The 11872-nt window shown below is 68.9% G+C and carries 12 protein-coding genes; 7 read left to right on the top strand and 5 right to left on the bottom strand.

Translation table 11 applies throughout. The features are described 5' to 3' along the window. Nucleotides 1-49 precede the first annotated feature (49 nt). Nucleotides 50-505, bottom strand: a complete 456-nt coding sequence (locus tag D7Y11_RS37990) for an anti-sigma factor (RefSeq protein WP_126936124.1) — start codon at nt 503-505, stop codon at nt 50-52. An 83-nt stretch (nt 506-588) separates the two neighbouring features. Here D7Y11_RS37990 and D7Y11_RS37995 point away from each other — a divergent pair, with 83 nt between their 5' ends. After that, the gene (locus D7Y11_RS37995) at nt 589-2028 is read left to right on the top strand and encodes a PLP-dependent aminotransferase family protein (protein WP_126936125.1); all 1440 of its coding nucleotides are present in this window, start codon (nt 589-591) and stop codon (nt 2026-2028) included. Nucleotides 2029-2196: 168 nt separating this feature from the next. Beyond that, nucleotides 2197-2853 (top strand): DUF4328 domain-containing protein, encoded by a 657-nt coding sequence (locus D7Y11_RS38000; RefSeq protein WP_158624560.1) that lies wholly within the window; start codon nt 2197-2199, stop codon nt 2851-2853. A 6-nt stretch (nt 2854-2859) separates the two neighbouring features. Here the strand turns inward: D7Y11_RS38000 and D7Y11_RS38005 are convergent, their stop codons facing one another. The 3 genes from D7Y11_RS38005 to D7Y11_RS38015 are packed head-to-tail and all read right to left on the bottom strand — an operon-like array spanning nt 2860 to nt 4947. Beyond that, on the bottom strand, nt 2860-3300 hold the full coding sequence (locus D7Y11_RS38005) for a nuclear transport factor 2 family protein (RefSeq protein ID WP_126936126.1): 441 nt from the start codon (nt 3298-3300) through the stop codon (nt 2860-2862). Between the two features lie 43 nt (nt 3301-3343). After that, complete coding sequence (locus D7Y11_RS38010; RefSeq protein ID WP_126936127.1) at nt 3344-4357, bottom strand: NADP-dependent oxidoreductase; 1014 nt, start codon at nt 4355-4357, stop codon at nt 3344-3346. Next, nucleotides 4354-4947, bottom strand: a complete 594-nt coding sequence (locus tag D7Y11_RS38015) for a DUF2239 family protein (RefSeq protein ID WP_120580956.1) — start codon at nt 4945-4947, stop codon at nt 4354-4356. The genes D7Y11_RS38010 and D7Y11_RS38015 overlap by 4 nt, the downstream gene beginning before the upstream one ends. 107 nt (nt 4948-5054) lie before the next feature. On the opposite strand from D7Y11_RS38015, the gene D7Y11_RS38020 reads away from it, so the two are divergent. Beyond that, a complete protein-coding gene (locus D7Y11_RS38020; RefSeq protein WP_126936128.1) occupies nt 5055-6572 on the top strand; it encodes an acetyl-CoA acetyltransferase in 1518 nt (505 codons plus the stop codon). Here the strand turns inward: D7Y11_RS38020 and D7Y11_RS43970 are convergent. Next, entirely contained in the window at nt 6560-6724 is a 165-nt protein-coding gene (locus D7Y11_RS43970) for a hypothetical protein (protein WP_172814716.1), read from the bottom strand. The genes D7Y11_RS38020 and D7Y11_RS43970 overlap by 13 nt on opposite strands. A gap of 48 nt (nt 6725-6772) precedes the next feature. Between D7Y11_RS43970 and D7Y11_RS38025 the strand changes: the two genes are divergently transcribed. From D7Y11_RS38025 to D7Y11_RS38050, 4 genes are all read left to right on the top strand, one after another. Then, nucleotides 6773-7507 (top strand): 1-acyl-sn-glycerol-3-phosphate acyltransferase, encoded by a 735-nt coding sequence (locus tag D7Y11_RS38025; protein ID WP_233597464.1) that lies wholly within the window; start codon nt 6773-6775, stop codon nt 7505-7507. A gap of 387 nt (nt 7508-7894) precedes the next feature. Then, complete coding sequence (locus D7Y11_RS38040; RefSeq protein WP_126936129.1) at nt 7895-8431, top strand: DUF4833 domain-containing protein; 537 nt, start codon at nt 7895-7897, stop codon at nt 8429-8431. A 64-nt stretch (nt 8432-8495) separates the two neighbouring features. Beyond that, on the top strand, nt 8496-9386 hold the full coding sequence (locus tag D7Y11_RS38045; protein WP_233607528.1) for a hypothetical protein: 891 nt from the start codon (nt 8496-8498) through the stop codon (nt 9384-9386). A gap of 140 nt (nt 9387-9526) precedes the next feature. Next, nucleotides 9527-11569, top strand: a complete 2043-nt coding sequence (locus D7Y11_RS38050) for an endo-1,3-alpha-glucanase family glycosylhydrolase (RefSeq protein ID WP_126936130.1) — start codon at nt 9527-9529, stop codon at nt 11567-11569. Nucleotides 11570-11872 lie beyond the last annotated feature (303 nt).

Below are 11872 nucleotides of genomic sequence, written 5' to 3' on the forward strand. Positions count from 1 at the left end.
GGCCAGGCCTCCTCCTGCCCGGGGGCGGAGGCTGGGGCAACCGCATTCGTCACTCGATGGTGGCGAGGGCCTCCACGCCGTTCTCCTGGCACCAGCGGCGGTACGTCTCCAGCCGCTCCGCGGGGCTCACGCTCTTGAGGACCTGACCGTCGTCGCCCAGGTATTCGATGCCGCCCTTCACGGTGATGTGCAGGACGAGGGGCTCATCGCCCACGACCTGCCAGCTGTCGACGTTACCGGACGGCTCATAGACATACGTGCCCGGGCCAATCACCTCGCCGGTGTCGAGCAGCTGGCGGTGGCCGGAGATGTTGAAGGCGTGCGACTCGCCGACGTGGCGGTGCCGGGGGATGAGGGTGCCGGGCTCCAGGCGGAAGAGGTACATCCAGCCGCTGCCGTCGCGGAAGAAGCGCAGCGGCTTGAACGCGAGCCCGGGCCGGCCCATGGGGATCCACGGCATGCGTTCGGAGTCGACGGGGTGGGAGGCGTAGGTGGAATCGGTCATGCCGGAAGGATGGTCCGCCGCTGGCCCGGTGACAGGGCCAGGATTGACGAATTTCATTGGGCCAATCCGTGGGAGGATGCGGCATGGACTTCCATGTGGAGCTCCGGGGACGCCGGGACCTGGCCGGGCAGATCTACCGGGGGCTGCGCGCGGCCATCCTCGACGGGCGCCTGCGCCGTGGGGAGCGGTTGCCGCCCACCCGTGAGCTGGCCCTGCGCCTGGACGTGGCGCGGAACACCGTGGGCGTGGCGTATGAATGGCTCACCGCCGAGGGCCTCATCGCGGGGCGCACGCGGGCGGGGAGCTTCGTCCAGGGAGAGGCGTCACGGCCGCGTGGCAGGGCAGGGCGGGAGGCCCAGGTGCCGCTGCGCGCCCGGGCCTTCTGGCGCTCATTGCCGGACCTGCCCGCACCGCTGGCTCCCGCCGCGTATGACTTTGGCGTGGGCAGCCCGGATGTCTCGGGCTTCCCATTCGAGTCCTGGCGCCGGCTGGTGGCGCGCCAGCTGCGGGCCGCCACGATGTCCGGGGGCTACGTGGACGCAGCCGGGCACCGGGGGCTGCGGGAGGCGGTGGCGCGGCACGTGGGCGTCTCGCGGGGCGTGCGCGCGGAGGTAGATGACGTGTTCATCACCAATGGCGCGCAGCAGGCGCTGGACCTCGTGGGCCGGGTGCTCATCGAGCCGGGGGACTGCGTCGCCATGGAGGAGCCGGGCTATCCGCCCGCGCGGCAGGTGTTCCAGTCGCTGGGCGCGCGCGTCGTGCCTGTTCCGGTGGACGCGGAAGGGCTGGACGTGGCCGCGCTGCCGGACGCCGCTCGGCTCGTCTACGTCACGCCGTCGCACCAGTTCCCGCTGGGCATGCCCATGTCGCCCGCGCGCAGGGTGGCGCTGCTGGAGTGGGCGAAGCGGCGCGACGCGGTGGTGATTGAAGACGACTACGACAGCGAGTTCCGCTTTGGCGGCCGGCCCCTGGAGACGTTGCATGGGATGGACCGTTCCGGGCGGGTGCTCTACGTGGGCTCGTTCTCGAAGGTGATGGTCCCCATGCTGCGGATGGGGTTCCTCGTCGCGCCGCCGTCGCTCCAGCGGGAGCTGCGGTGGGCACGGCGCGTGATGGATTGGCACAGTCCGGTGCCGGAGCAGGCAGCGCTCGCGCGGTTCATCGACAGCGGACTGCTGGCGCGGCACATCCGCAAGATGCGGCGGGACTACGAGGCGAGGCACGCGAGTGTGGAGGAGGGGCTTTCGCGCCACTGCGGAGACTGGCTCCAGGTGGTGCCCTCCGTGGCGGGCCTGCACCTGTGCGCGACGTTCCGGCGAGGCGGCGTGGCGTTGGAGCGGGAGACGGTGGCTCGGGCCCGGGCGGTGGATGTGGGGCTCATCAGCCTGTCGCGTTACTTCGCGGGGCCACGAGCTCGGCCAGGGCTGGTGCTGGGATATGGCGGTATTCCTGCGACACGCATTCCAGAAGGCTTGAAGCGGCTGGGAGCCAGCCTTTCCCATGTGGGATTGACGAAGGGTTGAAGGCAGGCCCTAATTCCTCTCTTCATGCTCAGTGCCGTTGAGGGGGAAGTTGAGTCACAGGCCGTGTGTCCGCAGCATCCCGAAAGGGCAGCGGTGCGCACCTGCGCGCGGTGTGGAAGATATGTGTGCTCGGGGTGCGAACAGGAGAACGGCCAGTGCCGCGAGTGCATGCGGCTCTCCGCCCTGGAGGTGCCCGACTCCCGTGGCCGAGCTCGGCGAGCGGTGACCGCGCTCCAGTTCTCCGCGGCGACGGACCTCTTGAGCCTGGGCCTCCACGTCATCCTGTCCCTGGGGGTGTTCACCGAAGAGGTGCAGGGCGTGCCCGCCGCGGGCGTGGTCTTCCTGAACGTGGGGGGAGGCCTCCTGGCCCAGGTCTTCCTCCTGATGTGGTTCCACCGGGTCGTCCGTCAGCTCAAGGCCCTGGGGCGTGACATCGGGGATTCCCCTGCGATGGCGGTCTGGTGGTGGCTGATTCCCCTGGCCAACTGGGTGAAGCCCTACCACCTGATGAAGGATGTCGCGACGCGGCTGGGTGGGGCGCACTTCGCCTCGGTGCTTCCCCTCTCCGTGTGGTGGGGGGCCAACGTCCTGTCGCGGATCATGAATCAGGTGGACCAGCGGATCATCGGGAAGCTGGAGACGGCGGATGGGGGCATGTCGACCGCCGGCGCCGTGGTGGGCCTGATCGCCGCTGGCTCCGCCCTGGTCATGGCCCTCTTCAGCATCCAGATCATCCGGGCGCTCCAGGAGAAGCTCGACCAGCGGCGCGACGGGCTGGAGTTCGGGGACGGCCCTGTGCCGGAGGCCGGGGCCGAAGCGGCGTGAGGCGGGTTACTTCGCCAGCCGGGTCGCGTGGCTCGCGGCGAGCTTCCACTGGCCCTCGCGGTAGACCCAGGTGTCGGTGAACTGGAAGTCGCCTTCGAACTGCGTCTTGCCGGAGTGGCCCTTGAGGGTGGTGATGCCGGTGACGACGGCGGCGTCGCCATACAGGCGGATCTTCTGGTGGTGGTTGCGGAAGACCTCATAGACGGGGTCCTTCTTCGCCACCTCCGCCAGGTTCTGCTCCAGGTCGGTCACCGTGCCCTTGGAGTCGGTGAGCGTGAAGCGCGCGTCCAGGCTCTTTCGCAGCGTGGCGACGTCGGCGGTCTCGAAGGCGCGGCAGAGCGCGGCCTCGACCTTGAGCAGCTCGCGCTCGTCCTTCGCGGGGTCCCGGGCTTCCGCGGCGCCCGTGGCGAGGGCGAGAACGGTGGTCAGCGTGGTCTGGAGTTTCATCCGGGGCTCCGTGCGTGAGGTGGGAGGCGGCAGGCTACCGCGCTCAGACAGGGGCCGCGACGCGGACCAACTGCTTGCCCAGGTTCCGACCCTCGAACAGGCCGCGCAGGGCGGACGGCGCCTGCTCCAGCCCTTCAGCGACGGTCTCCGTCAGGGCGAGCTCCCCCCGGGCCGCCCAGGTGGACAGCTCGCGGAAGGCCTCGGGGAAGCGCGGGACGTGGTCCAGGAAGATGAAGCCCTCCATGCGTGCCCGCTGGAAGGCCAGCTGCATGTAGTTGCGCGGCGTGGCGCCGTAGTCACGGTCCTTGTAGCCGGAGGAGACCGCGCCGCAGAGCACCACGCGGGCGCGTACCGCCAGGTGGTCCAGCGCCGCCTCCAGCACGGGCCCTCCCACGTTGTCGAAGAAGACGTCGATGCCCTTGGGCGCCAGTGCCTGGAGGCGCGTCCGGACGTCCTCGGACTTGTAGTCGATGCAGGCGTCGAACCGGGCAACGCGGGTGACCCAATCGACCTTGTGCTGGCCGCCCGCGATGCCGATGACGCGGCAGCCTCGGAGCCTTGCGACCTGTCCGGCGATGGAGCCCACACTTCCAGCGGCGCCGGAGACCAGGACGGTTTCACCTGGTGCCACGCGGGCCACGTCCGTCATGCCAATCCAGGCGGTCAGCCCGCTGGCGCCGTAGAGGTTCAGCATGGCCTTGGGGTCGATGCCGTCCGGCACCTTGTTGAAGCCGAAGAGGCCCGCGTCACCGGCCAGCGCGTACTCCTGCCAGCCCGTCATGCCCGTCACCCAGTCGCCCACGGCCAGCCGTTCGGAGCGGGACGCGATGACCTGTCCGACACCTGCCCCGCGCATGACCTCGCCGAACTCGACGGGCCGGATGTAGGTCGCGTGGGGATTGAGCCACGTGCGCTGGGTGGGTTCGATGGCGAGCCAGACGACGCGCACGAGTGCTTCGCCGGGGCCCGGGGCCGGCACCGGCGTCTGACGCCATTCGAAGCAGGAATCGGAGACTTCATCGTGGGGACGCGACTTCAGCGCCCACTGGTGGTTCATGGTGTCTCCTTGGAGAACGCGGGGGCCGCGAGCTTTCGGGCGCAGTCGCGGATGTCGTCCGGCCAGCTCCGGGTCCACTTGTTGAAGCGGGTGCGGTCGCCCGCGTAGAGCGCGCGGGCGGCCTCCTCGTAGCCCGGCGCGTTGCCGGCCATCGTGGTCATGAAGCGGTCCGTGGCGGCCTGGGCGCGGCGGACACGGTCGGCGTCGCCGCTGTTCGCGCGAGCGGCCTCCACCAGCTTGCGCAGGGCCACGGACGCACCGCCGGGTTGCTCGGACAGCCACTCCCAGTGGCGGGGGAGCAGCGTCACCTCGCGGGCCACGACGCCCAGCTTCGGACGGCCGGGGCCTCGGGGCTCGGAGGACTCGGCGGCCGGGTCCGGCGCGGGTTGGAGGCGGGCGAGCACCTCCGCCAGCGTGCCGCGCAGGTGGAAGTCCACGGTCCGGCCCGTGGCGTCATCGAACAGGATCAGGGATTCATGCTCGCCCGCATCGAGCGCGGCCTTGGCGGCGGTGACGACCTCGGCCGGTGAGCCGGAGGCAAGCAGGCGTTGGCCGGTGAAGGCGGTCCAGGTGGCGGAAGGAGAAATCATGTTGGGGATATTACCCGGGTAGAAACAGGCGTCAATTCCATCCGGGTAATATGGGCTCATTGACCAGAATGGCTGGCCATGGGAGCAGGTCGGTCAGGAGGCGAGGCATGAAGGACGCGAACCGGATTCCCGTCATCGTGGGCGTGGGGCAGATCAACGACCGGCCGGAGGATCCGCTGCGGGGCCTGGATTCGCTGGGCTTGATGGAGGCCGCGCTGCGAGCGGCGGACGCGGATGCGGGCGGTGGGTGGCTCTCCCGGCTGGATTCGCTGGCGGTGGTGGATCAGCTCTCGTTCCGGCAGATGGGCCCGTTGCCGCTCGCGCTGGCGGAACGCCTGGGCGCCCGGCCGCGCATTCATGAACAGACGGCGGAGGCCAACGGGGACAGCCCGGTGCGGCTGCTCCACGAGGCCGCCAACCGCGTTGCTTCCGGTGCCGTGGAGGTCGCGGCGGTCGTGGGCGGTGAGGCCCTGCGCACGGCTGCCCGGCGCGCGGCGCTGGCTGCGGGGGATGCCCCCTCCGCGCACAACGCCGCGACGAGCATCGGTGTCCAGGCTCACGCGGCCTACCGGAAGCGCTACGGCCTCAACTCTCCGGTCGACGTCTATCCCCTGTATGAGAACGCCGGCCGTGCCGCGTATGGCCAGACGCTGGCGGAGGCGCAGCGGGAGAGTGGCGAAATCTGGTCGCGGTTCTCGCAGGTCGCGGCGGGCAATCCGGGGGCGTGGATCCGCGAGCCTTTGTCCGTGGAAGAGATTGTCACGCCCTCCGCGTCCAACCGGCCCATCGCGTTTCCGTATTGGAAGCGGATGGTGGCGAACAGCGCCGTCAACCAGGGCGCGGGGTTCCTGGTCACCAGCCTGGCGAATGCGCTCGCGCGCGGTGTGCCGGAGGACCGCCTCGTGTACGTGGGACGGGGCGCGGCGGCGCATGAGCCGGAGGACTTCCTCGCGCGCGATGGCTATGCAAGCTCACCGAGCATGGCCGTGTCGCTGCGCCGCACGCTGGAGCTGAACCGGCTGAGCTTCGACATGCTCGACTTCGTGGAGCTCTACAGCTGCTTCCCGTGCGTGCCGAAGATGGCGCGCCGGGTGCTGGGCTGGCCGCTGGAGAAGCCCGCCACCGTGTTCGGGGGGCTCACGTTCGGCGGTGGGCCCATCGCCAACTACATGAGCCACGCGGTGGTCAGCATGGTGCAGCGGCTGCGCGAGCAGGGCCGTCATGGCCTGCTCTTTGGCAACGGCGGCTTCGCTACGCACAATCACAGCCTCGTGCTCACGCGCGAACCGCAGCCTGCTGGAACACTGCCCCAGCCCTTCGAGCATCAGGCGGAAGCCGACGCCGCGCGCGGCCCGGTCCCTCCGTTCGTGGAGGGCGCCACGGGCCCCGGCCGCATCGAGACGTACACGGTGCTGTACGAACGCGACGGCAGCCCGAGGTTCGGCGTCATCGTCGCGCGCGGCGCGTCCGGTGAGCGTTTCCTCGCGAAGGTCCCGGCCCACGACACCGCGGGCATCGACTTCCTGTGCGACGGGAAGGAGGAGCCTATCGGCAGTGAAGGTCACGCCGTCGCCGGACCCGGCGGGGACATCCTCTGGCACCGGTCTTCCTCCTACAGCGTATAGGCGGGATGGGAGACCTCCGGATACGTGCGCCTCTTCTGGAAGGACGTCCCCACCCAGCTCAGCACGGGCGAATGGTCGCTGACGCTCGAGGCCGGCGCCGCGATGGACGCTGTCACCCACGCGACCCGCTTCGTGCACCACGCGTCATCCATGCACACCTACGCTGTGTGGAACCATCCATCCATGACAGAGTGGGAGCCATCCGAATCCTCCTCTCGATCGCGTTCTGGACCTTCCTCGCGCTGTCCAGCGCGGTGTTGTTCCTTGGAGCGCTCCTGCTGTGGGCGCTCACCCGCCCGTTTGACGCGAATGGACGCGTGCTTCACCTGTACTCGTGCTTCTGGGCACAGCTGTATTTCTACGTGAACCCGATGTGGCACCTGCGGGTGGAGGGCCGCGAACGCCTGCCCTGGAAGGGCGCGGCGGTGCTGGTGGCCAACCACGAGTCGCTGGGGGACATCCTGGTCCTCTTCGGCCTCTACCGGCCTTTCAAGTGGGTCTCCAAGGCGGAGAACTTCAAGCTGCCGCTCATCGGCTGGAACATGCATCTCAACCGGTATGTGCCGCTCATCCGCGGAGACCGGGCGAGCATCATCCAGATGATGGCCGGGTGTGAGCGTTGGCTGTCGCGTGGCGTCCCCATCCTGATGTTTCCCGAAGGCACCCGCTCCAAGGATGGGGAGGTGAAGGCCTTCAAGGACGGCGCCTTCACGCTGGCCATCCAGCAGCGCTGCCCCATCATCCCCGTGGTCCTCACTGGCACCGCGCGGACCATGCCCAAGCACGGGCTGGTCATCCAGCAGGCGGTCCACGCCCGGGTGCGCGTGCTGGAGCCCATCGACCCGGAGGGCTTCGCCGGGGACGTGCACGCCCTGCGCGACCACGTGCGCGATGTCATTGTCCGTGAGAAGGCGCGCATGGAAGCCGAGCGCTGAACGTCACGCAACCGGCCCGGGACACCGAGCCGTAGCCCCCACGTCCTTGAGCAGCACCCACCGCACCCGATGCGGAAAGGACGGCGTCCACTGCCGGTAGGGCACATGCGGCGGCACCCGCTCCACCAAAGGAAGGGGGGAGGGGGCGAGCGATTCTGGCGCACCTGAGACTGCTCACGGCGAGTACAAGGCTGGCCCCGGCGCGTGGGCCACCCCAGGCGGCGGGGGGCTTCGACAGGCGGACGAGGAGGTGCTCGGAGGAGCCTGCGCCGAATTCTGTGAAAAGTGTGCCGGGCGGGTGACAGTTCCGGGGGACAGCGGTATTTCGTCCTCCCGATACGGCCTCGCGAGCGACCGCCGTCATGCCGCTATCAAAGGGGGACCCCCATGCTTCCTGGATCCGGGTTCAACAACCTCACTGCCGTTGCGCTGACGACCGTCGCGACCCTGGCCTCCGCGGCCGGGGCGCCCCTCCCATCGCAGTCCGCCTTCTTCCTGTCCCGTAGCGAGAACCGGAACCAGGTCCACTACGCCCTGAGCCTGGACGAGGCTTGCCGCCCCGTGGGGACGCGTCCCGTGCAGGTGTACTGGCGGATGTTGGAGCGCGGGCCCTCGGAGGTGGAGGAACTGCTGGGGGTCGAACAGCCCGTGTATGGGCTGGAGGACTCGCAGTGGGTCGAAGCCACCGCGGAGGGCTGGCGGGTCCGGGTGAGCCTGAAGGCCTTTCCCTCACGCCCCATCGACATCACCACCGCGCGGGTCGACGGCAAATGCCAGGTCCAGGCGTGGACGAAGCTGGGCAACAGCGTCTCCCAGCTGGAGCACGTCTTCGTGAAGACGTCCTGGCCCTTCTCGGTCGACTTCGTGCGGCTGGATGGCGTGGGACCGGATGGGCAGCCCGTCCATGAATTGATTCGCAAGTAATGAGTGCATCGGGTCGCGCGGACCCGCCGCCTCTTCGGGTTCGGGGTCTTTCGTATGTAGCGGGATGCGCTACGAATCCGGCTTTGTGTGTGGCGATTCCTGTCACGGCCTGCCGTCCAACCGGCCCATCGCGTTTCCGTACTGCAAGCGGATGGTGGCGAACAGCGCCGTCAACCAGGGCGCGGGGTTCCTTGTCACCAGCCTGGCGAATGCGCTCGCGCGCGGTGTGCCGGAGGACCGCCTCGTGTACGTGGGACGGGGCGCGGCGGCGCATGAGCCGGAGGACTTCCTCGCGCGCGATGGCCATGCAAGCTCACCGAGCATGGCCGTGTCGCTGCGTCGCGCACTGGAGCTGAACCGGCTGACCTTCGACATGCTCGACTTCGTGGAACTCTACAGCTGCTTCCCGTGCGTGCCGAAGATGGCGCGCCGGGTGCTGGGCTGGCCGCTGGAGAAGCCCGCCACCGTGTTCGGGGGGGGGCTCACGTTCGGCGGTGGGCCCATCGCCAACTATATGAGCCACGCGGTGGTCAGCATGGTGCAGCGGCTGCGCGAGCAGGGACGCCATGGCCTGCTCTTCGGCAACGGCGGCTTCGCGACGTACAACCACAGCCTCGTGCTCACGCGCGAACCGCCCCCCGCCGGAACACCGCCACAGTCCTTCGAGCATCAGGCGGAAGCAGACGCCTCGCGCGGCCCCGTCCCTTCGTTCGTGGAGGACTTCACGGGCCCCGGCCGCATTGAAACGTACACGGTGCTGTACGAACGCGACGGCAGCCCCCGGTTCGGCGTCATCGTCGGGCGCGGCGCCTCCGGTGAGCGCTTCCTCGCGAAGGTCCCGGCGCAGGACGCCGCGGGCATCGACTTCCTCTGCGACGGGAAGGAGGAGCCCGTAGGCAGTGAGGGGCACGCCGTCGCCAGGCCCGGCGGGGACATCCTCTGGTGCCGGATCTAGCCTTCATTTCTTGAAATACCGTTGTTTCTGAAGCCACCCGTTCAGCTCCACCACGACAATGGAGCCTGCCCGCCCGTGGAGCGCGCCAGACATCTCGTGATGGCGCGACAGGAAGATGCGAGCTGGAACGGAGCCTGTGGATGCACCCCGCGAATCACAACTGGAAGAGCGCATGGAAGGCCCTGTCACTGGGGCTGCTGGCCGCGTGGATGGGCTGTGGCGGGGAGCCGCTCCAGGAGCCCTTGGACTCGCAGCAGGGGGCGCTCGTGGACGGCTACAACCTCGTCGTCACGGGCGTGAGCCCGACCACAGTGGTTCCGAGCAGTGCCGTCACCTTCAGCGCAACCATCCGGAACACGGGGAACGTCGCGACGCCCGCGGGCATCGTCCACGGCCTCTCCTTCTGGGTGAACGGTACACAGGTGTCGTGGTCGGACACGTACACGAGCTCCATCGCGCCGGGGGGCAGCGTCACGCTCACCGCCAACTCCGGCCCCGCGGGGACGAAGGTGTGGACCGCGCCGGCCACGGCGGGGGCCCACACGCTCCTCGCGCATGTGGATGACATCAACCGCCTGCCGGCGGAGACGAACGAGAGCGATAACCAGTCCAGCTTCCCGCTGAGCGTGACGCCCGCCGCGACCTGCTCGGACCGGGTGCGCAACGGCACCGAGACAGGCGTCGACTGCGGGCCGGACTGTGGCCCCTGTGAGTGGCCGTTCACCGCGGTGCCGCGCACCACGCTCCGGACGTCGGCGAAGCGGGTGTATGCGCACTGGCACTACTACCCGGTGTCGTTCGACAACGCCAACCCGACGTCCAATGACTACTACGAGCGCGCCTACATCGCGGTGAATGGCGAGAGCGGAAGCCACGCGGCCTACGGCGGCATGATGCGAGAGCGGCCGCTCCCGAGACTTCCCCGCGCGGAGACGGACTGGCGGCTTCGCGACGCGAAGGACGAAATCGAGCTCGCGGCGAGGATTGGCATTGATGGCTTCTATCTGAACCTGTGGACCGACAGCGACGTGAACAACGGCGCGGTGTGGACGCGGGCGAAGACGATTGCCGACGCGGCCTCGCAGGCCGGCGGCTTCGACATCATCCCCAACTTCGACATGACCATCCTGGGGACGGGGAGCCAGGCGGGGGACCAGGACCTGATGATTCGCATCCTGGGTCAGCTGAAGGGCTCCGCGGCGCTCCTGCGGCGGCCGGATGGGAAGTATGTCGTTGGCCTGTTCAATCCTGCCGCGCAGGGCCGGACAGCGGCGTTCTACGCCACCGTGAAGCAGCGCGCGTCAACGGAGCTGGGCATGAGCCTGTACCTGGTGCCGGTCTTCCTTGGCACTGGGAGCACGGCGCTCTTCGAGGAGTACAAGAGTGTGGGGGATGCCTACGCGGGGTGGGGGACGGCCGTCCCGGTGACGACGGCGGGGTACTCCGGGAGCCTGAAGACGAAGGCGGCCGGGTACGGGAAACAGTGGATCCATCCGATGAGCAGTCAGGACTACCGGCCCAAGGACAAGGCCTTCTGGGAGGCGCGCAACTCCCTGACGCTCCGCTCCATCTGGGAGAATGTGATTGCCGACGGCCTGGACGAGGTCCAGATCGTCACCTGGAACGACCAGCACGAGCACCACAACATCCGGCCGTCGACGGGGAAGCAGTGGCCCGCGTACGACATGACCGCGTACTACATCCAGTGGTTCAAGACGGGCACACGGCCGACCATCGAGCGCGACGTGCTGTATTACAACCACCGCATCCACCATCAGTCTCTCGTGCCCACGACCCAGACGTCCGCGAACCTCGCGGTGTGCAAGGCAGGGTGCCCGGCGACGAATGAAGTGGAGCTGGTGGGCTTCCTCACGTCCGCGGGCCGGCTTGAAATCACGCAGGGCACGACGACCTACGGCGAGGACAAGACAGCGGGAGGCGTGCAGGCCATCCGGACGGCGTTGACGGTGGGGACGCCGACCTTCCGACTGAAGCGCTCGGGGGGCACCGTGGTGCAGCTCCAGAGCATGCACCCCATCGTGGGCTCCATCGCGTATCAGGACCTGCTGTACCGCGCCGGAAGCTCGGCCCGCGCGGCGCTCCCATCCTGCGCGACCTCCTGTGCCAACGCAGAGGCCCGCTGCCGGCTGTGCCCCGGCGAGCCGATGTGGCTGAAGCGCTGAAGACGCTCAAGGGGCGACGGGCCTGGGCTTCGGCGGCAGTACCCTGGCCGGATAGTTGCTGAAGGAGGCGACGGCTCCTGCGCGGGTGCAGGGCCTGGCCCCTCGAATCGAGCCACCAGCCCGTCAGGTTGTCATCCTGGCGGGCCTGGGTGTGTGCCATTCCGGCACGGGCTTTCGAGGGAAGGAGACAGCGGGTGTTCACCGTCTTCGATTTGTTTCGGTGGCTGTCGGTCCTGGCGGGCGCGGGTATGGGCGCATTCGTGGGGCACGGCCTCCTGGGATGGATGGGGGCAGCTGGGGGCG

Origin of the sequence: Corallococcus sp. AB018 (assembly GCF_003986945.1) — a bacterium.
GTDB lineage: Bacteria > Myxococcota > Myxococcia > Myxococcales > Myxococcaceae > Corallococcus > Corallococcus exiguus.